Origin of the sequence: Hymenobacter pini (genome assembly GCF_020421205.1) — a bacterium.
Classification (GTDB): Bacteria; Bacteroidota; Bacteroidia; order Cytophagales; family Hymenobacteraceae; genus Hymenobacter; species Hymenobacter pini.
The window spans coordinates 474,019-496,735 of record NZ_JAIZZH010000004.1 but is presented as its reverse complement, the minus strand read 5'-3'; the positions used below and the strand labels follow the sequence as shown (position 1 = coordinate 496,735).

Below are 22,717 nucleotides of genomic sequence, written 5' to 3'. Positions count from 1 at the left end.
ATTACACGGATTTTCCGCGGATTTCGCGGACGATTCTGATAAACGAAACAGGCCGCCCAATCTGGGCGGCCTGTTTCGTTTTGCTGTTTTCAATACGGTCAATAAAGTGGAATGCATCTGTCTAGGCAATGCCTAGCGGTCGGCAGTAGCAATGGTGGCGATGCTGACCTCCAAGGCTCCGGCGGCCAGCAGCACGGCCGCACAGGCTTCCAGTGTGGCTCCGGTGGTCAGTACATCATCAACTACCAGAATGCGCTGGCCGCGCACCAGTTCGGGTTTAGCCACTTCAAACACCGTTTCTACGTTTTCCCAGCGTTGCATGCGGTTTTTGCGAGTTTGGGAATTGGTGTAGGTAGTGCGCCGCAATGCCTCGGCCCTCCACACCACGCCTAGGCCGGCAGCCAGGCCCTCCGCAAAGCTGTCGGCCTGGTTGTAGCCGCGCTGGGCCAGTTTCCGGGTGTGTAGCGGCACGGGCACTATCAGGTCGAAGCTGGCACGCAGCCCGGCCTCCGTCAGTTCCTGCCCATACCAGCGGCCCAAAATGCGGCCAACATCCTGCTGACCCCGATATTTGAGTTGATGCAGCAGATGTTGGACCCGACCGTGCTTTTGGAAGCGCAGGTAGCTGAGCGTGTGTTGAACAGGGAGTTTCCCCCAGAAGCGACGCGCCAGCGGATTCTGTTCGGTGGGCAGGCGGTGGTAGTCGGTGTAAGGCAATTGCGTGCGGCAACTGGTGCAGATGTGGTCTTCACCGCGGGCCAAGGGCTCCTGACAGGCGAGGCACACGCGCGGGAAAAGCAATCCAACAAAATCGGATAAAACGGCGGGTAATAACATGGACATAGGCAGAATACCGTAGGAATAGCAGGCAGGCCGTGGGGACCGGGAAACTTCTCCCTAATTTTAAGGTTTAAAGCCGACTTCCGGAATAGCCCGGAGCGTTGCCTGCCTTATACATAACCGGTTTTTCAGATGAGCCTCGTTTCAGAATTTAATGACTACCGCCAGCGGATGAATGAAAAAATCCTGGCGGCCGATAATAAGGTCATCAAGCGTTTTTTCAACCTCGATACCAACACCTACCAGGAGGGCGCCCTCAACGTCAAAACCAAGGAAATTGTGGGCCTGGCCTGCTCCATGGTGCTGCGCTGCGACGACTGCATCAAATACCATCTGGGCAAGTGCTTCGAGGAGAAGCTCACCGACGAGGAAGTGTACGAGGTGTTTGCCATTGCCAACCTCATTGGGGGCAGCATTGTAATTCCGCACTTCCGCCGGGCCGTGGAGTACTGGGAGGCTTTGAAAGAAGAGGCGGCCACGCCGGCTCCCGAGCATCTGCACGAGGCATAATGCTGGATCCGCAGGAAACCGAGGCGCAGTTTGAGCAGCGCTGGTGGGAGCTGATGAACGACATGCGAATCCGCTTCGGCAAGAAGCCCGACCTGAACGCGCTGCTACTGCTGATTGGGGTGCAGGAGCTGGGTCAGGGGGCTGGTCCCTTCACTAAGGAGCAGAAGCAGGACCTGATGCACATTGCCACGTGCCGGCTGTTCAGCATTTCGGGCTACTACGAGCTGGAGCGCGTGGACGAGGAAGGCTGGCCGCACTACCGGTTGTTGCAGCAGCTGCCGTTCAGCAACCTGAAGGAGCAGGAGCGCATGCTCAAGTGGCACATTCTGGAATACTTCGACGAGCAAGACTAAGTGAAGATCATTTCCTATAACCTCAACGGCTTCCGCTCGGCCATGGGCAAGGGGCTAGCCGATTGGGTAGCCGAAACCCGGCCTGATGTGCTGTGCGTGCAGGAAATCAAGGCCGGCCGGGAGCCGCTCGACGTGTCGGCGCTGACCGGGCTGGGCTACCACGCCTACCTGCACCCGGCCCAGAAACCGGGCTACAGCGGCGTGGCTACCTTCAGCCTGCAAAAACCGCTGGCGGTGGTGGAAGGCTGCGGCCAGGGCTGCTACGACGACGAGGGCCGGGTGCTGCGGCTTGATTTTGCTAATTGCTCGGTGCTGAATACCTATATGCCCTCGGGCACTAGCGGCCCCGAGCGGCAGGCGTTTAAGGTGGAGTGGCTGCACTTTTTCCGGCGCTACGTGCGCGAACTGCAGGGGGCCGGGGTGCCCCCGTTGGTTATTGCCGGCGACTACAACTGCTGCCAGGAGGAAATTGACATCCGTAACGCCAAGACCAACCTGAACAGCCCCGGCTTCACGCCTGAGGAGCGGCAGTGGTTCCGGGAGTTTCTAGCCGACGGTTTTACCGACTCCTTCCGCCACCACCACGGCCCCGTGCCCGAGCGGTACTCGTGGTGGACGTTCCGGGCTGGGGCCCGCGCCCGCAACGTGGGCTGGCGCCTCGACCACCTGCTGGTGGACAACGCCCTGGTACCCCACATCCGCCACGCCGACTTACTGCACGACGTAGTGCACTCCGACCATTGCCCGGCGCTGGTGGAGCTGGTGTTTTAAAGCCGGAATTGGCAAAACGAGTACCCCGGAGCGGTGCTCCGGCCCGCACCGGAAGGTAATTACCTGCTGGCGTGAGCCGGAGCACCGCTCCGGGGTACTCGTTTTTATCCGGCCAAAATCATATCGGCTGCTTCTCGGCCCGAGGCCAGGGCGGCGTTAAGCGAGGGGTAGGCCGTGTAGTCGCCGCAGCGGTAGAGGCCCGGCTGCAACCGCAACGACTGACGCGCGGGCTGGCCGGCCGGGTACTCGGGGAGGGCGTGCGGAATGTGGTAAGTGCGCAGGTGCCGCCACTGGGCCGCTTCGGCCCCAAACCATTGCGGCAGCTCGTGCCGCAGGCGGGCCGTCAGTTCCTCTTCCGATAGGCCATGCGCGCCGTGGGTGCTCACCGATACCAGCCGCTGGCCGGCCGGGGCGTAGGCAGGGGCCACATCCGAGGGAAAAGCCACGTTGTGGGCCAAGCCCGTGGAAGCAGCATTCAGCCGCAGCAGCTTATCGGGGCGGCCCTTGGCGGCGGGGGCGGCAAAGTAGGTACAGGTGGTATGCCGCCAGCGGGTAGTGGGGTGGTCGGTGAAGAGCTGGTCGGGGGCGGGGAGCAGGTGGCGGGCAGTTTCGCCGTCTACAGCTACTACTACGGCCGCGCCGGTCAGGGTTTCGCCATTTTCCAGCTGCACACTGGTACCTTGGATGGATTGCACCCGGGTGTTCAGGCGGAGGCTGCCGGCGGGCAGGCGGGCGGCCAGCTGCTCGGGAATCTGCTGCATACCCAGGGCGGGCAGGGCGGCTTCGGCTTCCACAAACTGCTTGAACACGAACTCAAAAAAGTTGGCGGCCGTGCTCAGGGTGCGGTCCAGGAACACCCCTCCGAAGAAGGGGCGGAAAAAGTTGTTAATCATCTGTTCGCTCCAACCATACTGCCGCAGGAATTCCAGCGTGGAAAGGGCCGTGGTGGAGTTGCGGCTTAGGAGTTGCTGGCTGGTGAAGCGCCGCACGTGCTGCACCATGCTCACAATGCGGAGCTTATCGGGCAGGGTGCCAATGCGGGAGGTGAGGGCCGAAAAGGCGGCGGTAGGCTGCTGCAGTGGGTTTACCAAAGTAGTTTCCTGACCGTCGGGCAGGCGGATAACGGCTCCGGACCGGAATGCCTGCAGGTTGAGGGCCCCGTAGTCGATGAGGCGCTCGACCTCAGGGTAGCGGGTGAGCAGCACCTGAAAGCCCCGGTCGAGGCGGAAGCCGTCGGGCGTAACGTCGGTGCGCACGCGGCCGCCCACGGCGTCGGCGGCTTCGAGCAGCAGCACCGGCCGCCCGGCACGGTGCAGGTAACAGGCGCACGACAAGCCCGCCAGGCCCGCGCCAATAATGATAACCGGAAGTTGAGTAGCGTCAGCAGTGTTCATATCACCGCAAACTGCAAAACCACTGGCAAGGTTGGATCACAGATGATGCAGATGCAGTTGCGAATAGCGCAGATGAGGTTCTACAGTTGGATAGATAGGTGGATGGATGAGGATTTTCGTCTGTCACCCAAATCAGTTTTTATCTATCCACTCAATATCAGAACGAATCTGCGCTATCCGCGGCTTCATCTGCCAAATCTGTGATTCAGAACAGCGGCTTGCGCTTCTTCATCACTTTGCGGGTTTTCATCGTCCAGAACTCGGCCACGCCGGGACGCTGCAGGCTTACGCGCCACACACCTATGGCTTGGCCCAACTGGTAGCCGGTGGCCTGGTCCTGCGGAAACTGCTTTTTGATGAGGGCGTAATCGGCCGCCGCAATATCCTGGCCCACGGTGCCGTGGCAGCGCAGGCACAGTTGGTCGTTCAGCACCAGAGGGCGCTGGTAAGTAAACTCCTCAGCTCCGGGGCGGGCCACCCGGCGGGTGGTGTCGGTAGGGTTCAGCTCCGCCGCGGAAAGCGTGGCCTGGTTGGCGGGGTTGCGGGGGCGGCCGGCGGCGCGGCGGAGCGTGGCCTGCAGCACCTTGGCCAGCGAATCGGTGAGGGGCAGCTGCTCGGGGTGGCAGTAGGGCCGCGCCGCGGCCACGCCGCCTGCCTGCAGCTTCTGAGCCAGCACCGCGCGCAATTCTCGCTCGGCGGTGCGCGTGAGCGAGTCGCCGGCCCAGCGGGTGGCCCGCAGCAAGTCGGCGGGCATGATGCGCTTCACCTCCCAGTTCGCCGCCTCCACGGCCAGCTCCTTGGTGTTGCTGAGGTGTTCCACCTGATCGGGCCGGCAGGCCGCCAGCAGGGGCAGAAGCAGGAGGTAGCAGAAGAGTGGGCGCATGGGTGGGGAGGAATGAATAGAGAAATTACCTGTCATCCTGAGCGGAGCGAAGGACCATATCACACCAGAACGAATCGTTACAACGTGATAAGGCTCTTCGCTCCGCTCAGGATGACAGATACAGTAACCGGCAACAACGCATTTACTCCCACAAATATGCCCGCAAGGCGTCGTATTCCGGTTCCAGCAGGGTGCTTTGTTTGGGTTGTTGCATGAGCGTGGCCAGGCTGGGCGGCAGTGGCACCGGCTGGCCGGTGGCGGCTTCCACGGCCGCGGGGAATTTCACCGGGTGGGCGGTTTCGAGGAACAGGCCGCGCTGCGCCGGGTGGTGGCGCAGATACTCCTCCAGCGCAAAGTAAGCCACAGCCCCGTGCGGGTCGAGTACGTAGCCGGTTTCCTGGAACACCCGGGCAATGGTGGCCGTGGTGTCGGCGTCCGACACGGTGTAGCCGCTCAGCAGCTCGCGCAGCACCGGGTACTGGTGCCCAAATAGCTCCAGAATGCGGCCGAAGTTGCTCGGGTCGCCCACGTCCATGGCGTTGGAGAGGGTGGCCACGGCCGGCTGGGCGGCGTACTGGCCCGACTGCAGGTAGCGGGGCACGGCGTCGTTCTGGTTGCAGGCGGCCACGAAGTGGGCCACCGGCAGCCCCGAGGCGTAGGCCAGCAGCCCGGCGCACAGGTTGCCGAAGTTGCCGCTGGGCACGGCCACCACCGGCGGCTGCGCGTGGGGCCACTGGGCCAGCGCCGCCACGTAATACACCTGCTGGGGCAGCCAGCGGGCCACGTTGATGGAGTTAGCTGAGGTGAGCTGCCGCCGCTGCCGCAATGGATCGTCGCGGAAGGCCTGCTTCACCAGCCGCTGGCAGTCGTCGAAGTTGCCGCGCACCTCCAGGGCCCGGATGTTCTGGCCCAGGGCCGTGAGCTGCTGCTCCTGCACCAGGCTCACCCGGCCCTGCGGGTACAGAATCACTACCTCCACGCCCGGCACGCCCAGAAATCCGCTGGCCACGGCCCCGCCGGTGTCGCCGGAGGTAGCCACCAGCACCGTAACGGGCCGGGTTTCGTGGCGGGAAAAGTAGCCCAGGCAACGGCTCATAAACCGGGCCCCCACGTCCTTAAACGCCAGCGTGGGCCCGTGAAACAGCTCCAGCGCGCTGATGCGGTCCGTTACGGGTACCACCGGCAGTGGGAAGTCCACAGTTTCGGCGCAGATGCGGGCCAGCTCCGGCTCCGGAATGGTGCTGCCCACGTAGGGCCGCAGGACAGTCAGGGCCAGCTCGGCCGCCGTCAGGTGGGGCAGCTGGGCCAGGAAGTCGGCCGGGAAGCGCGGAATGGTTTCGGGGAAGTACAGACCCCCGTCCGGGGCCTGCCCCGCCACGGCCGCCGTCCGAAAATCAACGGGCTCCGATTGGCGGTTGAGGCTATAGTAATGCATGGCGGTTGAGTTGTGAAGGCGAGGAGAGGCCGTCTGGTGATTAGAGTGGAACGTCATGCAGTGGCGCAGCGAAGCATCGTTGCGTCACTAGCCCAGGGTTTAAACCCTGGGCTACGGAGCGGTTATCGTTCGACGATTTGTCAATGTCAGCACGCGAGATGCTTCGCTACGCTCAGCATGACGTTCGGTCCGGGTTGTTCAACGACGAGACACGAAGTGTCGCGTCTCTACATCAGGCAGGCATCAGGCGGGCAGAATCCGGCAGCCGGTTGTGTTGATAGTCGTCTGGTACACGTAGTAATCGAGGCCCAGCTGCTCATAGGTGGTGCGCATTACCTCGGCCACGGCCTGGGCGGTGGCTTCGTGCTGGCTGAGCATGAACAGGGAGGGGCCCGAGCCGGAAATGCCGCCGCCCAGCGCCCCGGCGGCGCGGCTGCCGCTTTTCACCTGCTCAAACCCCGGAATCAGAATACTGCGCACGGGCTCCACAATCACGTCTTCCAGGGCCCGGCCGATGAGGGCATAATCGTGCTTGAGCAGGCCGGCCACCAGCGCGCCCACGTTGCCCCACTGCCGCACGGCGTCGCGCAGGGGCACCTGCTGCTTGAGAATCTGGCGGGCGTCGGAGGTTTTTACCTCAATCTGGGGGTGCACCACCGTCACGAATAACGGCGGGGCGTCCAGCGGCACCACATCGGGGGCGGGCGTGGTGGAGCGGATGAGCGTTACGCCGCCGTAGATGGCCGGGGCAATATTGTCGGCGTGGCGCACGCCGGAGGCCACTTCCTCCCCGTACATGGCAAACTCCACCAGCTCGGGCTTGGTGAATCGGCCCGCCAGCAGGTGGTTCAGCCCCACCACGGCCCCCGCCGCGCTGGCCGCGCTGCTCCCGATGCCGCTGCCGGGCCGGATGTGCTTGCGAATGCGCACCTCCACGCCCGTCACCTCGGGCACGGCCCGCAGCATGGCCAGCAGCGCCGCCCCCGCCACGTTACGGGCAGGTTCGGTAGGCAGGCCAAAGTCATCATCATTGATAATTCGTACCCCCGGCTCGTCGGTCAGGCGCAGGTGCATTTCGTCGTTGGGCTCGTGCAGGGCAAACCCCAGCACGTCAAATCCGCACACCACATTCGCCACGGTAGCCGGGGCAAGAAGGGAGATGGAATCAGTGGAAAGCGGCATGTTAATGGGTAATAATTAAAGGAAGCTGTGTCAACAAGGGCCCCACCCCCCTCCCCTCCGGGAGAGGGGTGCCAGAAGACAAAAGGAGTAATTAACCTTTTCTCCTAGGAAAAGGACCTGCTTAAGATTCATTGAATGCCCCTTTTTCTATGAAAAGAAGAGTCATACAATTAAATCGTTGAACGCACCCCTCTCCCGGAGGGGCCGGGGGTAGGGTCAATGCGCCGCGCGCAGCACGTCGGCAAACACGCCGGAGGCGGTTACCTCGGCGCCGGCGCCGGCCCCTTTGATAACCAGGGGCTGCTCCACGTAGCGGTTGGTGAAGAATAGCACGGCGTTGTCCTTGCCCTGCAGGCTGTACAGGTCGTGGCCGGGGGCTACGCTTTGCAGGCCCACGCGGGCTTGGCCGTTTTCGAAACTGGCTACGAAGCGGAGCTTGCAGCCCTGGGCGGCGGCTTCGTCGTAGAGGCGGCGGAAGTGGGCCTCGTGGGCGGTCAGCTGCTCGTAGAAGGCTGGTACGTCGCCTTCCAAGCAGGCGGCGGGCAGGAAGGAGTCGTTCTGCACGTCGGGCATTTCCAGCGGGTGGCCGGCTTCCCGGGCCAGAATCAGGATTTTGCGGGCTACGTCCACCCCGGTCAGGTCGAGGCGGGGGTCGGGCTCGGTGTAGCCTTCCTGCTGGGCCTGGCGCACCACCTCGGCAAAGGGCCGGGTGCCGTCGTAGTTATTGAACACGAAGTTGAGCGTGCCCGACAGCACCGCCTGCATGCGCTGCACCTCGTCGCCGCTGCGCAGCAGGTCGCCGAGCGTGCCGATGATGGGCAGGCCCGCGCCCACGTTGGTTTCAAACAGGAACTGGGTGTTGAACTCCTGGGCCAGGCTTTTGAGGCGGGCGTACCGCGCGTACTCGGCCGAGGCCGCCACCTTGTTGCAGGCCACCACCGCCACCGAGCGGGCCAGCAGCTGCTCGTACACCTGGGCCACGTCGGCGCTGGCCGTCACGTCCACGAACACCGTGTTGCGCAGGTTCAGGGCCAGCAGCTCGGTGGTGAGGCGGGTGAGGTTCAGGGCCGGGCCGGCGGCCAGGGCGGCTTCCCAGTCGGCCAGGTCGAGGCCGTCCTCCTGCAGCACAAACTGCCGGCTGTTGGCCAGGCCCACCACCCGCAGGTTCAGGCGAAGCTTCTCGCGCAGCCAGGGCTGCTGGCGCTGCAACTGCTCCAGCAGCTTGCGGCCCACGTTGCCCACGCCCGCCACCACCACGTTCACCTGCCGGGTAGTGGCCTCGAAGAAGGTTTCGTGCAGCACGTTAATGGCCTTGCGCACGTCCTGCTGCCGGATTACCGTCGAAATATTCTTCTCCGATGAGCCCTGGGCAATGGCCCGGATGTTCACCCCGTTCTGGCCCAGCGCCCCAAACAGCCGCCCGCTGATGCCCGGGTGGTTTTTCATCTGCTCGCCCACCAGCGCCACCACGGCCAGTTCGTCCTCCCGGTCGAGCGGGTCGAGCAGGCCGCGGCCGATTTCGGCGGCAAACTCCTGGTCGGCGGCCTGCTGGGCCCGGTCGGCATCGGGGGTGCTTACGGCCACGCAGATGGAGTGCTCGGAGGAGCTTTGGGTGATGAGCACCACGTTTACCTGCTCCTGGGCCAGGGCCGCAAACAGCCGCCGCGAGAAGCCCGGCACGCCCACCATGCCGCTGCCTTCCAGCCGCAGCAACGAAATGGGCCCGATGCTGGAAATGCCCCGCACGAAGGCGTGGTTGGCGGGCGGGGCCACCTCCACCAGCGTGCCGGCGTCGGTGGGGGCGAAGGTGTTCTTGATCCAGAGCGGAATACCGGCCCGCATGACCGGCTGAATGGTGGGCGGGTACAGCACCTTGGCCCCGAAGTGCGAGAGTTCCATGGCCTCCTGGTAGCTGATGCGCGGAATAGGTTGGGCGGCCCGCACCAGCCGCGGGTCGGCCGTCATCATCCCGCTCACGTCGGTCCAAATTTCCAGCGTGGAGGCCCCCAGCGCCCCGGCGAAGATGGCGGCCGTGTAGTCGGAGCCGCCGCGGCCCAGGGTGGTGGTGCTGCCGTCGGGGGCGGCGGCCACGAAACCGGGGGCCACGTACAGCGCCACCTCGCCCGTCACGGCCGCCTGAATGAGCGGGTTGGTGGTGGCGAAATCCACGGCGGCGTGGCCGTAGCGGGCATCGGTGCGGATAAGCTGACGACTATCCAGCCACTGGTGGGCCGCTCCCCGGGCCGCCAGTCCCGCCGCCACCAGCCGCGACGACAGCAGCTCCCCGTAGCTCACCAACCGGTCCAGGGTGCGGGCCGACAGCTCGCCCAGGGCAAAGATTCCGTCGCAGAGGCTTTCCAGCTCGTTGCAGCTGGTTTTTACCTGGCTCAGCACGGCGCTCTGGCCGGAAATGGGCAGCAGGCCGCGGGCCGCCTCCAGGTGGCGCTGTTCCAGCTCGCGCAGCAGGGGGCGGTAGGTGTCGTTGTGGGCGGCGGCGCGGCGGCCGGCCGCAATCAGCTGGTCGGTAACGCCGCCCAGGGCCGATACCACCACCACGGTGGCAGCCTGGCGGGCGGCGGCCTGGGCCAGGTCAAGTACCCGCTGCATGTTGTCGGCCGTGGCGACGGAGGAGCCGCCGAATTTCAGTACCTGCATAGTAGTTCGTTACGTGATGGGCGTAAAAAAACCCGCTTTCGGCCCGGGGCCTCCTGGGTGGGAGGCGTACCGGCGAAGCGGGCGGCGAATCAGAAGGGGTAAGAAGTTCCGCAGCCCGCTCTAGCGGGTTGTGGTAATAGTGGTGCTGGTACCCATCAAAGAGAGGGGCGAAGCGGGGTAAAAAGCAGGAGCAGCACCGGGCCGGACCATATGCCTGAGGAGGTTAACGCTGGCCAAAGTAGGAATTATTTGAAATGGCCCGCATTTCCGGAAAAGAATTATTTACGATTTCTACCGGCTGATACGAACCGCAGAACGAGTGTGGAAAACCTTACTATAGAACGTCATGCTGAGCGAAGCGGAGCGTAGTCGAAGCATCTTTACTTCTGGCTAACTCAGATGGCGGAATCGAAGCGGTAGAGATGCTTCGACTCCGCCTCCGGCTGCGCTCAGCATGACGTTCCGGAGGATTCAGCCGGCATGGCATCGTTATTCCTGACGGCCGTTCTGCCGGTCCCGCACGCATCGTCGCCGCCAGCTACTTCCTGCTTATTTACCAACGACTTCGTTTCCGTACCTTTGCACTCCCCATACATTTTCTGAAGGCAAGATGCTAGATAAACTGGAGGCCATCCAACAGCGCTTTGAGGACGTGAGCGAGCAGCTCACCCAGCCCGAAGCCATGAGCGACATGAAACGCTTCAAGGCCCTCAATAAGGAATACAAGGACCTCGGCAAAATCGTGACCGAGTATAAGGCGTACCAGAACGTGCTGGCCAACATCGACGGGGCCAAGGAGGTCATTGCCAACGAAAAGGACGAGGACTTCCGCCAGATGGCCAAGGACGAGCTGGAACTGCTCTACCCCGAGCAGGAGCGCCTGGAAGCCGTTATCAAGGAGCTGCTGATTCCCAAAGACCCCAACGACAGCAAGGATATCATCATGGAAATCCGGGCCGGGGCCGGGGGGGATGAGGCGGCCATTTTTGCCGGCGACCTGCAGCGTATGTACATGCGCTTCGCCGAAAAGCAGAACTGGAAAATGGAACTGGTAGACGCTACCGAGGGCACCTCGGGCGGCTACAAGGAAATTATCCTGGCCGTGAAGGGCGAGGACGTGTACGGCAAGCTCAAGTTCGAATCGGGGGTGCACCGCGTGCAGCGCGTGCCGGCCACCGAAACCCAGGGCCGCATCCATACCTCGGTGGCTTCTATTGTAGTGATGCCCGAGGCCGAGGAACTGGACGTGCAGATTGATATGAACGAGGTGCGTAAGGACCTGTTTATGTCGTCGGGCCCCGGCGGGCAGTCGGTAAACACTACCTACTCGGCCGTGCGCCTCACCCACTTGCCCACTGGTATCGTGGCCCAGTGCCAGGACCAGAAGTCGCAGCTCAAGAACTTTGATAAGGCCCTGCAGGTACTTCGCTCCCGCCTCTACGAGATTGAGCTGGCCAAAAAGAACGAAGCCGAAGGCGCGGCCCGCAAGAGCATGATTGGCGGCGGCGACCGGTCGGACAAAATCCGCACCTACAACTACCCCCAGGGCCGCGTAACCGACCACCGCATCGGCCTCACGGTGTACAACCTGTCGTCGGTAATGGACGGCAACATCGACGAGTTTGTGGAGCAGCTGCGCATTGCCGAAAGCGCCGAGCGCCTGCAGGAAGGCGTAGGATAATAGCTGCCCCTGTTTACCCGTTTGTCATCCTGAGCAGAGCGAAGGACCTTATCAACGTTTGGGAGTGTTTCCAAACGAACTCGTAGCAACGTGATAAGGTCCTTCGCTCCGCTCAGGATGACCGTTTTAGAGAGCATTCACCAATCACCCGTTATGCGCTTTCTGCTCCCGCTGCTGTTCGTTTTCCTGGCTCTGGCAACGGTGCTGCTGCCCGGCTGTGAGCCCAAGGAGGACATCATCACCACCGACGGCAGCGCCCGGCTGGAGTTTGCCCAGGACACGGTGAAGTTCGATACGGTATTCACCTCGGTGGGTACCGTGAGCAAGCGGCTGTGGGTGTACAACCGCAATGCCCGCGCCGTGCGGGTAGCGGAAATCAGCCTGCAGAGCCGGCCCGGCGTAACGTATAGCCTGCTGGTGAACGGGGAGCCCACCCTCATGGCCCGCGACGTGGAAATCCGGGGCAAGGACAGCCTGCTGGTGCTGGTGCGCGCCACCATCGACCCCACGCCCTCCGACCTCAAGCCGTTTCTGGTGGTGGACGACCTGAAGTTCCACACCAACGGCAACGACCAGGTGGTAAAGCTGCTCAGCTACGGGCAGAATGCCTACTTCCACAATCAGGAAGAAATCCGCCGCAATACCATCTGGAAGGCCGATAAGCCCCACGTTATTTTCGACTACGCCTTCGTGGATTCGCTCGTAACGCTGACCATTGAGCCGGGCACGCGCATCTACAGCCACGCCGGGGCGGCCCTGCTGGTGGGCGGTACCCTGCGCTGCAATGCCGACTTCCGGCCCACCGCCGAGCTGAAACCCACGGACCGCAACTTCGTGCGCTTCCAGGCCGACCGGCGCGAGGAGCAGTACCAGGATACGCCCGGGCAGTGGGGCGGCATCTGGTTCCTATCGAGCAGCCGCGACAATGTGGTGCGCTTCACCGAAATCAAGAACAGTGCCTTCGGGCTGCTGCTGCTGAACCCCCGGGTATTGCGGCCCTTTCCGAGCCTGATAGTGGAAAACGCGGTTATTCAGAACATCAGCAGCGCCAAGCAGGCCTTCACCAACGCCGGGGTGCAGATTGCCCTCGACGGGGCCGCCTTGTACGCGTTCAGTGGTAACGTAACGGCCCGCAACGTGCTGATGACCAATTGTGAGCAAACGGCCGTGACAGGTATTCTGGGCAGTAGCCTGCAGCTCGATTACTGCACCATTGCCAACTACAGCACTCTGGCCAACCGCCAGACGCCTTCGGTGCTGCTGGCCGCCACGGTAAAAGTAAATAACCAGGTGAAAACCGCCGCGCCCAGTCTGCGCCTGCGCAACTCCATCGTGTGGGGCTCAATGCGGGAGGGGGAGGAACTGGAGTTTGTAGATGGGGAGCAGTACGTCGGCAACATCAGCATCAGCAACAGCGTGCTGAAAACCAAGAAGTACGACAACACCACCGCGCTGGGCCAACGCAAAAACGGCAACATTCTGAACCCGGCGGAAGGCACCACCTTCTTGTTTAAAAGTACGCCGTTGCGGTTCCGGGGCAAAACCCTGGATTTTCAGCTGGATACCCTCTCGCCCGCCAGCAACAAGGCCGTGCCGCTGTCCGGCCTCACCCGCGACCTGCTCAACCGCCCCCGCAGCTCCACCACGCCGGATATCGGGGCCTACGAGCGGGTGAATCCGTAGGGGCGTAGTGAGTAGAAAGTACGGAGTAGTGAGCCGCTTATTCTGCTGACTTTTTCTTTGGTTGTCGGGCGAATATCTCACTACTCCGTACTTACTACTCACCACTACCTTATGCACTTCATCCAGAAACGCCTGCGGCTGCCGGCCGTGAGCCGGGGCTTTCACTTGATTACCGATTTGCTGGTGGCCGAGCTGCCGGAGCTGGAGCAGATTCAGGTCGGCACGGCGCAGTTCTTCATTCAGCACACCTCCGCCAGCCTGAGCATCAACGAAAACGCCGACCCCACCGTGCGGCACGATTTCGAGCAGTTCTTCAACCGGCTGGCCCCCGAAAACGCCCCGTATTTTCGCCACACCCTGGAAGGCCCCGACGATATGCCGGCCCACCTTAAAGCCAGCCTGCTGGGCCACGCTGTGCAGGTACCTATTATGCGCGGCGAGCTGGCTTTAGGAACCTGGCAGGGCATTTACTTGGGCGAGCACCGCAACCACGGCGGCCGCCGCTGGGTACTGGCTACGCTGATGGGGAAATAGCTTGGGTTGGGCTGGCAAACCGCACAGACTGAACGAAATATTTATGGGTCAGCAAGCCGTAGGCCTGAGATTCGCGTATAGGACTGAAAATCTGTCTCATGCCCGTTGCCCTGTTCATCGTTACCGGAAAAGCTGCCGTAGCTGCGTCGTTGTACGTGGCAATGGGACTGGGTACGGCAGCAGAAACGGGGCCGGAGTCCGGTAAGCCAGCCGTTCGCAAAGTGCCTGCGCAAACTGGCCGCGCCGCCCGCCCGGCCGCCGGGCCGCCCGCCGTCCGGGTGGTACGCCTCACCAACGACTCGCTGGCCGGCCAGCCGTTTGGGGAAGAGCCTACGGTGCCGGAGCTGTTGCGGGCCGGGGGCAAGGTAGTCGCCCGCAAACCCTGCCGCAACCTCTACGAAGCCGGCCAGATAGATACCGTGCTGCTGGTGCGGCACCAAGGCAACGTGTTTGAGTTTTACCGGGCTCCGGAAAAAGACCTGCTGCGCGATGCGCGGGTAGTCAACTTTGAGCCCGCTTATGGCCGCCGCCTGCGCACCCGCCTGGCCGCTGCCCACCGCCCCGCCGCCAGCACCATTGACAAAGTCCGCATCGGTGATTCGGAGCGCACCAATTACGTGTCAGTTGTGTACCAGAGCGGCCGCCTTAGCACGGTACACGTGGAGCCTTATTTAGAGTAGTAGCCTTAGCCATCCCGATACACAAAAAGACCGGACAAACGCCAGCGTTTGTCCGGTCTTTTTGTGTATCGGGATGCTGGTTAAGCAGGGCTATTGCACCTGCCCGCGCACGGCGTAGCGCACGGAGTCAAACAGAATCAGCTTTTGCACGCCGGTGACGCGGTAGCTTACTACCTCGCCGTTCTGGCAGCGCAGCTCCAGGTTTTTGGTGGAGTACACCAGCGGATTATCCTGCGCTACCACGGCCGTGATGCTCTGTACCGCCGGGCCCTGCTGCACTACGGTCAGTTGCTCTACCGGAAAGTCAGTGCCGGGCTGACGGCGGTAAGTGCGCTGCACCAGGCCGCCCGAAAGCTGCACTGAGTCGATGGCGTAGAGGCCGCGCAGGGCGGGCTTGTTGATATCGGCCTGCTGGAAAATCTGCAGCTCCTGGGCCCAGTCGGTAGGCTGGGTGCGGGTGGTTTCCTGCTGCCCGTCGCGCAACAGTACCTGCTTTTCCACGGCCGGGCGGCGGCGGTCCAGCCGGGTAGCTTGCGTCTGCAAGAAGCCGAGCAGATTGAAATACGCGGGCTTGCGGTTGGCCGGGTTAGGGCGTACGGTAGCCGAGCCTTCAGGGCCGCAGGCGGCCAGGCCCAGCACCCCGGCCAGCAGTGCCGCTGCCAGCTTACGCATTCAGGGCTGTTTCTGAGCGCAGCAGGCTCTGGCCATTCATGGCTTCCGGCTGCGGCAGGCCCATCAGTTCCAGCACGGTGGGGGCAATGTCGCCGAGCTTACCATCGGCTACGGTGCCGTGGTAGTCGTTGCTGGCCAGAATGCAGGGCACCAGGTTGGTGGTGTGGGCCGTATTGGGCGAGCCGTCGGGGTTCACCATCATGTCGGCGTTGCCGTGGTCGGCAATGATGATGCAGGCGTAATTGGAGGCCAGAGCGGCTTCCACTACGGCTTGGGTGCAGGCATCTACGGCTTCGGCGGCTTTCACGGCGGCTTCGAACACGCCGGTATGGCCCACCATGTCGGTGTTGGCGAAGTTCAGGACCACAAAGTCAGCTGATTTGGCCTGCAGCTCCGGTACCAGCGCGTCGCGCAGCTCGTAAGCACTCATTTCGGGCTGCAGGTCGTAGGTAGCCACTTTAGGCGAGTTGCGCAGAATGCGCTTCTCCCCGCCAAACTCCACCTCCCGGCCACCCGAGAAGAAGAACGTCACGTGCGGGTACTTCTCCGTTTCGGCAATGCGAATCTGGGTTTTGCCGTGGGCCGCCAGCACTTCGCCCAGGGTTTCTTCCAGGTTGTCCTTCTCGAAGATGGGCGTGACGCCGGTAAAGGTGGCGTCGTAGTTGGTCATGGTGTAGTACTGCAGGTTCAGGCGGTGCATCTGGAAGGCGTGAAAATCCTGCTGCGTCAGTGCCTGAGTGATTTCCCGGCCCCGGTCGGTGCGGAAGTTGAAGCAAATCACCACGTCGCCCTCCTGAATGGTGGTCAGCGGCTGGCCATCGGCCCCGGTTTTCACAATGGGCTTCAAAAACTCATCCGTTACGCCTTCCTTGTACTGCTCCTGAATGCTCTGAATCAGGTTTTGGGAGGGCGTGCCGCGGCCGTTCACCAGCAGGTCGTAGGCTACTTTCACCCGTTCCCAGCGGTTGTCCCGGTCCATGGCGTAGTAGCGACCCACCACGGAGGCAATGCGCCCGCTGGCTCCGCGTTGCAGGTGCTGCTCCAGGTCGTTTACGTAGCTCACGCCACCCTTGGGGTCGGTGTCGCGGCCGTCGGTGAAGGCGTGAATGAACACGTTGTGTACTTCCTCATCGTGGGCAATGGTGCACAGGGCTTTCAGGTGCTCGATGTGGGAATGCACGCCGCCATCCGACAGCAGGCCCATCAGGTGTACGGGCTTGTTGTTGAGGCGGGCGTACTCGAAGGCTTTGGCCAACGCCGGCATCTGGGCCAGTTTCCGCTCCCGAATGGATTTATTGATGCGCACCAAGTCCTGGTACACCACGCGGCCGGCCCCAATATTCATGTGGCCTACCTCCGAGTTGCCCATCTGCCCGTCGGGCAGGCCCACGGCCTCGCCGGAGGCCTGCAGCTTGCTGTGGGGGAAGCGTTGAAACAGTGAATCGACAAACGGCGTACGTGCCTGATCAATAGCCGAAACCTCTTTGTTCTGCGCCAGCCCCCAGCCGTCCAGAATCACCAGCAATACCTGTTTGTTCATAGGGGCAAAGATAGGCCAGACGCGGCGAAACGCCCACGTTTTGCCTAACTTGGTGGCGTAGAAAACCCGATTTGGCATAGCCGCGGGCGGCTCTGTCAGCTTGGCATCATTTTAGCACTCTGCATGACGAACCCTTACTGTTAGCATGAAACGTACATTCTTCTTGGCTCTTACGCTGATCTGCAGCCTGCTGCTTTCGGCCGGAGCCATGGCCCAGGGCGAGGCCTTTGGGCCGGTGCGCACCGCTATCCGGAGTTCCTCTTCGCGGGATTTGGCGCAGTATTTTGCGCCTACTGTGGAGTTGAGCTTCGATGGCGACAAGCAGAGCTACAGCGCCACGCAGGCGGAGTTCGTGATGCGCGACTTTTTTGCCAAGCACGCCCCCGCTTCCTTCGACTTTATCCACTACGGCGGCAGTAATGAAGGTACGCCCTACGCCGTGGGCAAATACGCTGGTAAAGACGGCGCCTACCGCATGTTCGTAAAAATGAAAGCAGTGGGCGGCGGTCTGAAAATTGCCACCATCGACTTTACCAAGGAGTAACCAACTCCTGACAAGCAAAATCCGTTGAACAAAAGCGCCGTGGCTAGCTGCCGCGGCGCTTTTTTTACGCCCTCCGCCCGCGCAGGCCGGCTTTGCGGACTAAGGGTAATGGAACGGCCCGTTTTTGCTATTTTTGCACCGTGCAAACCCCCTCTTACCTTACCCCAGAAGCGCTGGACGCCTTCATTCGTACTGCCTTGGCCGAAGACGTTGGCGACGGTGACCACTCGGCGCTGTCGGCTATTCCGGCCGAGGCTCGCAACCGGGCCCAACTGCTCATCAAGGACGCGGGCGTACTGGCAGGGGTAGAGTTGGCACAGCGCATTTTTCGCACCGTAGATGCTGACCTGCGCGTGGAGCCCCGCCTGGCCGACGGGGCCCGGGTACAGCACGGCGACGTAGCCCTGGTGGTGGAAGGCCGCGCCCAGAGCATTCTGACGGCGGAGCGGCTGGTGCTTAACTGCATGCAGCGCATGAGCGGCATTGCTACCCGCACCGCTCACCTCACCAGCCTGCTGGCCGGTACCAACGCCAAGCTGCTGGATACGCGTAAAACCACGCCCAACTTCCGCATCTGCGAGAAATGGGCCGTGCTGATTGGTGGAGGCGTCAACCACCGCTACGGCCTGTTCGACATGATTATCCTGAAAGATAACCACGTAGACTACGCCGGGGGCATCCGGCAGGCTATTGAGGCCTCGCAGGCGTACCTGGCCCGCACCGGCCGGCAACTACCCATCGAAATTGAAACCCGCAACCTGAGCGAAGTGCAGCAGGCCCTGGAGGCCGGCGGCATCGACCGGATTATGCTGGACAACATGAGCCCCGCCCAGCTGCGTGAAGCCGTGGCCCTGGTGGCCGGCCGCTACCCGCTGGAAGCCAGCGGCGGCATCACCGAGGAAACCATTGCCGAAATAGCCGCCACCGGCGTCGATTATATTTCGGTGGGTGCCCTTACCCATTCCATCCGCAGCCTCGACATGAGCCTGAAAGCCTTTTAAATGAGTTGTCAGTTGCCGGTTACCAGTTGTCAGTTTTGTGCAATCAACGCTGAGCGACACTCACAACCGGCAACTGACAACTGACAACTCAAGTACAATGCAACTCCCCAATCAACGCGGTGCGTACCGGCAGGTCCAGCAGCAACAGGCCGCCTCGCCGCTGGCAATCCGCACCAAAAAACATCAGCTCGATACCGAGACCTACACTAAAGTGGCCATGGCCCGGGTGTGGCGGCGCGAGTGGTGGTACGCCCTGTTCCCATTGGTACTGGGGCTGCTGCCGGCCCTCATCTGGCCCTCGTGGTGGTGGGTAGCCGTGGCTCTGCTGCTCACGCTGGTGTACGTGCTGTTCCGCTCGGCGCAGGTAACCGGCGTTACGCAGGTAGAGCAAACCAAGCCGCTATTTGAAAAACTCAGCTACGAGTTTGATAACAAGCAGATTGTGCTGCGCCGCAACGACAAAGAGGGCATGCGCCTGACCTGGGACATGATTGGCGACGTAAAACGCGAGGCCGATGGCTACCTGCTGTTGCTGAAGGCTCCCGAAATGCCGCAGGACCTGAAAGGCTGGCGCCTGTGGATGGCCAAAACCTTCGATACGCCCATCTTTGTGCAGGTGCCCGACCGGATTTTCAACTCGGCCAACGACCAAAAGCTGTTTGATGCTATGTTGCGCCGCAAAAACCTGCTGCCCGGCTAAGCCTATAGCTTCTTCTCCTGTCAATCTTCGATACTGACTGATAACTGAACCTTCCTCATGAGCAAGCAACTCGTACTTTCCGCCCTGGCCCTGGCTACCCTGGCCCTGAACGCCTGCAGCAGCGAACCATCTGACTGGCGTCCCGACAAAAAAGTATCGGTGGATATGGTAGAGCCCGGTGGCCGCTCGTCCGATAACTTCGACCAACACACCAGCGAATCGGCCAGTCAGCACAAAGGCGGCGCAATTGAAGAGCCCATCAGCTCGCACGTAACCCTGGACGAGCCCAACCAGGCCAAGCGCACCACCGCCGAGGAAGCCCGTACGGCCGATGCCGCCGATGCTGCCGAAACCAACAGCGCCGAAGCCACCGAGAGCGTGCGTAAAGACACCAAAAAGGAGGAGAACAACTCCACCACCACGGGTGCCAGCCAGGAGGGTGCTACCACCCCCACCACCACTGACATCAAGAAGTAACCTGCTGTGATGAGCGTAACCCTTTGGAGCCGCGTATGGGGTAGCTTGCTAGTAGCCACCCTTTGCCTGACCGGGTGCGAAAGTAAGCCCGCTGCCCAGGAAGCCGCTACCACGCCAGCCGTGGCTGCTCCCGCCGACTCAGCCGCTGCGCCGTTTGCTACAGCTGCCTACATCTGCCCGATGGGCTGCAAGGGCAGTGAGAGCGACAAGCCGGGCAAATGCCCCGTGTGCGAGATGGAACTGGAACCCAACCCGGCCGCTAAGCCTACGGCTGAGCTTTGATTTGATTTCGGAAGGCCTCATATTTGCAATGTTGTTGCAAATATGAGGCCTCTCATTTGCTTTCTGAACTGGAAAGGGGCGTGACAACGCCCTTTTTCTGTTTCACTGCGTACCCTGCTTATGCCCCCGAATGTTGCCGAATGGTTTAGTACCTGGTTTGACTCGCCGTATTACCACCGACTTTACCAAAACCGTGACTACGCTGAGGCCCGGGCGTTTCTGAGCCGGCTGCTGGAGCACCTGCACCCAAAGTCGGAAGCTCGACTGTTGGACTTAGCCTGCGGAAAAGGACGCCACGCGCGCTACCTCAGCGAGCAGGGCTTCGATGTAACGGGCGTGGATTTGTCGCCGCAGAGCATTGCCGCCGCCCAGGAGTTTGTCCACGCACACCTGCAGTTCCACGTGCACGATATGCGGGAGCCATTGCCCTACGGTCCGTTTGATCTGGTGCTGAACCTATTTACCAGCTTCGGGTATTTCGAGCAGGAAGCTGAGAATGTGGTGGCGCTGCGCAATGCGGCGGCCGTGGTGCGCCCCGGTGGCAAGCTGGTTATCGATTTCCTGAACACGGAACTGGCTATTCAGACCCTGGTGGCGCACGAAACCAAAACAGTAGAAGGAACCGAGTTTCAACTGTACCGCCACTTCCAGAACGATTTCATTGTGAAGGAAATCCGGTTCCGGGATGATGAGGGGCAGCCGCAATACTTCGAGGAGCGGGTGCGGGCGCTAAGCCTGGAGCGGTTGGAGGAGTACTTCCACATGGCTGGGCTGAGGCTGGCCGAGGTACTGGGCGACTATCAGCTCCAGCCTTTCGACCCCAAAACCAGCCCCCGAATGATTTTCGTGCTGAAGAAATAACCGCAAAACAGCCCGGTGAGGGCATGTGGGGTAAAGGGCCGGTTCAATGCTTGGCTCCTAGAAAATGCCCTTCCTCGCGCTGCTGCCTCCGCAACCTCTTACTACCCAATTCTCTTATTACCCGCTTATGTGGTTTGCAGTTGCTGCGTTGTTTGTGACGGTACTGGGAGCCGGCTGGTTGACCCGCCTGCTGCCTACGGCCCGCACCACCTGGATGAAGCCACTACTGGCGTTTAGCGGGGCGTACCTGTTCACGCTCACCGTTACGCACCTGCTGCCGGAGGCTCTGCAGATGCTCCCGGGTCACACCGTGGGCTATTTTGTACTGGCGGGCTTCTTTGGGCAGATGCTGCTGGAAGTGTTTTCGCAAGGGGTGGAGCACGGCCATGTACACCACCACACCGAGCACGCCGGGCGGGTACCGTTTCTGTTGCTGTTCTCGCTGGTGCTGCACTCGTTTCTGGAGGGTAGCATTCTGGTGAAAACGCCAGCTGCCGGCGACGTGAGCCAGAATTTCTACGCTATCCTAGCTGGGGTGGCGCTACACCATATCCCGGCGGCCTTTGCCCTAATGGCGGCTCTGCTACTGCGCCTGGGCTCGTTCCGGCGGGCGGTACCGTACCTGCTGCTGTTTGCTGCGGCCGGACCGGCGGGCATTATCGTGAGCAACTACGTGGTACTGGAGCAGTTGCTCACGGGCGGGCTGTACGCGGGGCTGCTGGGGCTGGTGGCCGGCAACTTTCTGCATGTATCCACCACTATTCTGTTCGAAACCAGCCCCGACCACAGTCTAAACGTGCACAAGCTGGTGGCTACGCTGGCCGGTTTGCTGCTGGCCCTGGCTGTTGACTGGGTGTAGCTACCGGTATATAAACCGGCGTGTAGTAAGCCGAACGGGCAAGCCGTTTTCCAACATCGTTTTCTCCGTCCAGTTGCCCTGGCTGTCGTAACGGAATGTGTATGTGTACGATGCATGCGACTGGCGCTGTCCGTTCAGCCAGTAGGAGGATTCAGTCAGCTCGTCGTGGTGGTAAACGGTACGGAAAATGGCATCATGGCGCTCCTCTTTCCAGCCTGGATTATTGTAGTGGGCCTCCTGAATGGTTAGTGCACCAATCTGCTTGGTTACCTGTAGGGGCGGTAAGGCCCACAATACCAACTCAGTGCGCACCGTGACCAGCGTATCTCCCCGGCGGGAATGGAAAACGAGCTGGCCCAATTGGTTGTGACGAATGCGACACATCCGGCTGACTTTTCCGGTGCGGTCATACTCCCAAACATACCGTGTGGTATCATTAGGCCAGGGGTGGTGCTGAGCTGGCCCCGGCCCTAGTGCGTTTATGATGCCCGGGCCGGTAGGAGTGTTCCAGTAGAGCTGCTCCAGGAGATGACCACGTTTGTTGTACCGGTAGGTATAACCAAATACGGCCGCGCCCGAGGAATCGAGGTGCTGGGTGGAGAGTAAAAGCGTATCCTGGTTGAAGGTTTCCAGCTCCGTTTGCCACAGCACTGAATCGGGCCGGTAGATAAACTTACGCCGCTGGTGGTGCTGGTCATCGTACCGGTAAACGGCCTGCTCTAGGGCAGGGTGCTTCGGGCGAGCCACCCTCGTAACCCGCCCGTACGCGTCGTAACGCACAATGGTGGCAACTCTGAATGTATCGGGAGCAAAAAAAACAGCCCTGATATGCTGCCGGGCATCATATTCAACTACCCGCTTGGCATCAAGCAGCGGGCAGTACGTAGGCGTTTTTGCCAGCAGTGTATCCTGAATTGTAACACGCAGCACGTCGCCCTTAACCTCCGTTGGAAGTTGCCCTTTCAGGCGCTTCAGAAATTCGGTGGCAACCCCGGGTACCCGGTGCTGGGACTGGGCCCCGGCCGTGGATGGTAGGAAAATGAGGAAGATAAAGCAGTAGAATACTTTAGATAGCATAGTGAGCTACAGGGCCACGGTAACAACCGAACCCAAAGAGAATAGATAAGCAGAGGGCAAATAACAAAAAAAGCGGCCCGCTCAGTGGAGCAGGCCGCTTTTC

The 22,717-nt window shown here is 61.6% G+C and carries 23 protein-coding genes; 14 read left to right on the top strand and 9 right to left on the bottom strand.

The features are described from left to right. Positions 1 to 132: 132 nt before the first annotated feature. On the bottom strand, positions 133 to 843 hold the full coding sequence (locus LF252_RS18050; RefSeq protein ID WP_226270983.1) for a ComF family protein: 711 nt from the start codon (positions 841 to 843) through the stop codon (positions 133 to 135). Positions 844 to 972: 129 nt separating this feature from the next. Here LF252_RS18050 and LF252_RS18045 point away from each other — a divergent pair, with 129 nt between their 5' ends. The 3 genes from LF252_RS18045 to LF252_RS18035 are packed head-to-tail and all read left to right on the top strand — an operon-like array spanning position 973 to position 2,474. Next, positions 973 to 1,350, top strand: a complete 378-nt coding sequence (locus LF252_RS18045) for a carboxymuconolactone decarboxylase family protein (RefSeq protein ID WP_125424354.1) — start codon at positions 973 to 975, stop codon at positions 1,348 to 1,350. Continuing rightward, complete coding sequence (locus tag LF252_RS18040) at positions 1,350 to 1,703, top strand: hypothetical protein (RefSeq protein WP_125424355.1); 354 nt, start codon at positions 1,350 to 1,352, stop codon at positions 1,701 to 1,703. The genes LF252_RS18045 and LF252_RS18040 overlap by 1 nt, the downstream gene beginning before the upstream one ends. Continuing rightward, positions 1,704 to 2,474 (top strand): exodeoxyribonuclease III, encoded by a 771-nt coding sequence (locus LF252_RS18035; protein ID WP_226270982.1) that lies wholly within the window; start codon positions 1,704 to 1,706, stop codon positions 2,472 to 2,474. Between the two features lie 104 nt (positions 2,475 to 2,578). Here the strand turns inward: LF252_RS18035 and LF252_RS18030 are convergent, their stop codons facing one another. From LF252_RS18030 to thrA, 5 genes are all read right to left on the bottom strand, one after another. Continuing rightward, complete coding sequence (locus LF252_RS18030; protein WP_226270981.1) at positions 2,579 to 3,868, bottom strand: protoporphyrinogen/coproporphyrinogen oxidase; 1,290 nt, start codon at positions 3,866 to 3,868, stop codon at positions 2,579 to 2,581. A 205-nt stretch (positions 3,869 to 4,073) separates the two neighbouring features. After that, complete coding sequence (locus LF252_RS18025; RefSeq protein ID WP_226270980.1) at positions 4,074 to 4,751, bottom strand: c-type heme family protein; 678 nt, start codon at positions 4,749 to 4,751, stop codon at positions 4,074 to 4,076. Between the two features lie 142 nt (positions 4,752 to 4,893). Further along, a complete protein-coding gene (gene thrC / locus LF252_RS18020) occupies positions 4,894 to 6,186 on the bottom strand; it encodes a threonine synthase (protein WP_226270979.1) in 1,293 nt (430 codons plus the stop codon). 243 nt (positions 6,187 to 6,429) lie between these two features. Further along, complete coding sequence (locus tag LF252_RS18015) at positions 6,430 to 7,368, bottom strand: homoserine kinase (RefSeq protein ID WP_226270978.1); 939 nt, start codon at positions 7,366 to 7,368, stop codon at positions 6,430 to 6,432. Between the two features lie 216 nt (positions 7,369 to 7,584). Continuing rightward, positions 7,585 to 10,023, bottom strand: coding sequence for a bifunctional aspartate kinase/homoserine dehydrogenase I (gene thrA, locus LF252_RS18010; protein ID WP_226270977.1), 2,439 nt, complete (start codon positions 10,021 to 10,023; stop codon positions 7,585 to 7,587). Positions 10,024 to 10,633: 610 nt separating this feature from the next. On the opposite strand from thrA, the gene prfA reads away from it, so the two are divergent. From prfA to LF252_RS17990, 4 genes are all read left to right on the top strand, one after another. Beyond that, on the top strand, positions 10,634 to 11,704 hold the full coding sequence (gene prfA, locus LF252_RS18005; RefSeq protein WP_226270976.1) for a peptide chain release factor 1: 1,071 nt from the start codon (positions 10,634 to 10,636) through the stop codon (positions 11,702 to 11,704). A gap of 153 nt (positions 11,705 to 11,857) precedes the next feature. Next, complete coding sequence (locus LF252_RS18000; protein ID WP_226270975.1) at positions 11,858 to 13,387, top strand: hypothetical protein; 1,530 nt, start codon at positions 11,858 to 11,860, stop codon at positions 13,385 to 13,387. 111 nt (positions 13,388 to 13,498) lie between these two features. Then, the gene (locus LF252_RS17995) at positions 13,499 to 13,921 is read left to right on the top strand and encodes a secondary thiamine-phosphate synthase enzyme YjbQ (protein ID WP_226270974.1); all 423 of its coding nucleotides are present in this window, start codon (positions 13,499 to 13,501) and stop codon (positions 13,919 to 13,921) included. A 98-nt stretch (positions 13,922 to 14,019) separates the two neighbouring features. Next, positions 14,020 to 14,601, top strand: coding sequence for a hypothetical protein (locus tag LF252_RS17990; RefSeq protein ID WP_226270973.1), 582 nt, complete (start codon positions 14,020 to 14,022; stop codon positions 14,599 to 14,601). Between the two features lie 90 nt (positions 14,602 to 14,691). Here LF252_RS17990 and LF252_RS17985 read toward each other — a convergent pair whose 3' ends face one another. After that, positions 14,692 to 15,273 (bottom strand): hypothetical protein, encoded by a 582-nt coding sequence (locus tag LF252_RS17985; RefSeq protein ID WP_226270972.1) that lies wholly within the window; start codon positions 15,271 to 15,273, stop codon positions 14,692 to 14,694. Next, a complete protein-coding gene (gene gpmI / locus LF252_RS17980) occupies positions 15,266 to 16,813 on the bottom strand; it encodes a 2,3-bisphosphoglycerate-independent phosphoglycerate mutase (RefSeq protein ID WP_226270971.1) in 1,548 nt (515 codons plus the stop codon). The genes LF252_RS17985 and gpmI overlap by 8 nt, the downstream gene beginning before the upstream one ends. Positions 16,814 to 16,958: 145 nt before the next feature. Here gpmI and LF252_RS17975 point away from each other — a divergent pair, with 145 nt between their 5' ends. The 7 genes from LF252_RS17975 (at position 16,959) to LF252_RS17945 (ending at position 21,537) form a co-directional block, all read left to right on the top strand. Continuing rightward, positions 16,959 to 17,357, top strand: a complete 399-nt coding sequence (locus LF252_RS17975; protein WP_226270970.1) for a DUF4783 domain-containing protein — start codon at positions 16,959 to 16,961, stop codon at positions 17,355 to 17,357. A 140-nt stretch (positions 17,358 to 17,497) separates the two neighbouring features. Beyond that, positions 17,498 to 18,358: a carboxylating nicotinate-nucleotide diphosphorylase gene (gene nadC / locus LF252_RS17970; protein ID WP_226270969.1), complete on the top strand. Its 861-nt coding sequence runs from the start codon at positions 17,498 to 17,500 to the stop codon at positions 18,356 to 18,358. 97 nt (positions 18,359 to 18,455) lie between these two features. Beyond that, a complete protein-coding gene (locus LF252_RS17965) occupies positions 18,456 to 19,058 on the top strand; it encodes a hypothetical protein (protein WP_226270968.1) in 603 nt (200 codons plus the stop codon). Positions 19,059 to 19,115: 57 nt separating this feature from the next. Next, positions 19,116 to 19,535 (top strand): hypothetical protein, encoded by a 420-nt coding sequence (locus tag LF252_RS17960; RefSeq protein ID WP_226270967.1) that lies wholly within the window; start codon positions 19,116 to 19,118, stop codon positions 19,533 to 19,535. A 9-nt stretch (positions 19,536 to 19,544) separates the two neighbouring features. Further along, positions 19,545 to 19,817: a heavy metal-binding domain-containing protein gene (locus LF252_RS17955; protein WP_226270966.1), complete on the top strand. Its 273-nt coding sequence runs from the start codon at positions 19,545 to 19,547 to the stop codon at positions 19,815 to 19,817. Between the two features lie 120 nt (positions 19,818 to 19,937). Then, a complete protein-coding gene (locus tag LF252_RS17950) occupies positions 19,938 to 20,678 on the top strand; it encodes a class I SAM-dependent methyltransferase (protein ID WP_226270965.1) in 741 nt (246 codons plus the stop codon). Positions 20,679 to 20,805: 127 nt separating this feature from the next. Continuing rightward, positions 20,806 to 21,537: a ZIP family metal transporter gene (locus LF252_RS17945; protein ID WP_226270964.1), complete on the top strand. Its 732-nt coding sequence runs from the start codon at positions 20,806 to 20,808 to the stop codon at positions 21,535 to 21,537. Here the strand turns inward: LF252_RS17945 and LF252_RS17940 are convergent, their stop codons facing one another. Beyond that, positions 21,538 to 22,614, bottom strand: a complete 1,077-nt coding sequence (locus LF252_RS17940) for a hypothetical protein (protein ID WP_226270963.1) — start codon at positions 22,612 to 22,614, stop codon at positions 21,538 to 21,540. Between the last annotated feature and the right edge of the window lie 103 nt (positions 22,615 to 22,717).

Coding starts and splice junctions, on each gene's coding strand:
- LF252_RS18050 (WP_226270983.1), bottom strand. CDS start 843: ATGTCCATGTTATTACCCGCCGTTTTATCCGATTTTGTTGGATTGCTT.
- LF252_RS18045 (WP_125424354.1), top strand. CDS start 973: ATGAGCCTCGTTTCAGAATTTAATGACTACCGCCAGCGGATGAATGAA.
- LF252_RS18040 (WP_125424355.1), top strand. CDS start 1,350: ATGCTGGATCCGCAGGAAACCGAGGCGCAGTTTGAGCAGCGCTGGTGG.
- LF252_RS18030 (WP_226270981.1), bottom strand. CDS start 3,868: ATGAACACTGCTGACGCTACTCAACTTCCGGTTATCATTATTGGCGCG.
- LF252_RS18025 (WP_226270980.1), bottom strand. CDS start 4,751: ATGCGCCCACTCTTCTGCTACCTCCTGCTTCTGCCCCTGCTGGCGGCC.
- thrC (WP_226270979.1), bottom strand. CDS start 6,186: ATGCATTACTATAGCCTCAACCGCCAATCGGAGCCCGTTGATTTTCGG.
- LF252_RS18015 (WP_226270978.1), bottom strand. CDS start 7,368: ATGCCGCTTTCCACTGATTCCATCTCCCTTCTTGCCCCGGCTACCGTG.
- thrA (WP_226270977.1), bottom strand. CDS start 10,023: ATGCAGGTACTGAAATTCGGCGGCTCCTCCGTCGCCACGGCCGACAAC.
- prfA (WP_226270976.1), top strand. CDS start 10,634: ATGCTAGATAAACTGGAGGCCATCCAACAGCGCTTTGAGGACGTGAGC.
- LF252_RS18000 (WP_226270975.1), top strand. CDS start 11,858: ATGCGCTTTCTGCTCCCGCTGCTGTTCGTTTTCCTGGCTCTGGCAACG.
- LF252_RS17995 (WP_226270974.1), top strand. CDS start 13,499: ATGCACTTCATCCAGAAACGCCTGCGGCTGCCGGCCGTGAGCCGGGGC.
- LF252_RS17990 (WP_226270973.1), top strand. CDS start 14,020: ATGCCCGTTGCCCTGTTCATCGTTACCGGAAAAGCTGCCGTAGCTGCG.
- LF252_RS17985 (WP_226270972.1), bottom strand. CDS start 15,273: ATGCGTAAGCTGGCAGCGGCACTGCTGGCCGGGGTGCTGGGCCTGGCC.
- gpmI (WP_226270971.1), bottom strand. CDS start 16,813: ATGAACAAACAGGTATTGCTGGTGATTCTGGACGGCTGGGGGCTGGCG.
- LF252_RS17975 (WP_226270970.1), top strand. CDS start 16,959: ATGAAACGTACATTCTTCTTGGCTCTTACGCTGATCTGCAGCCTGCTG.
- LF252_RS17965 (WP_226270968.1), top strand. CDS start 18,456: ATGCAACTCCCCAATCAACGCGGTGCGTACCGGCAGGTCCAGCAGCAA.
- LF252_RS17960 (WP_226270967.1), top strand. CDS start 19,116: ATGAGCAAGCAACTCGTACTTTCCGCCCTGGCCCTGGCTACCCTGGCC.
- LF252_RS17955 (WP_226270966.1), top strand. CDS start 19,545: ATGAGCGTAACCCTTTGGAGCCGCGTATGGGGTAGCTTGCTAGTAGCC.
- LF252_RS17950 (WP_226270965.1), top strand. CDS start 19,938: ATGCCCCCGAATGTTGCCGAATGGTTTAGTACCTGGTTTGACTCGCCG.
- LF252_RS17945 (WP_226270964.1), top strand. CDS start 20,806: ATGTGGTTTGCAGTTGCTGCGTTGTTTGTGACGGTACTGGGAGCCGGC.
- LF252_RS17940 (WP_226270963.1), bottom strand. CDS start 22,614: ATGCTATCTAAAGTATTCTACTGCTTTATCTTCCTCATTTTCCTACCA.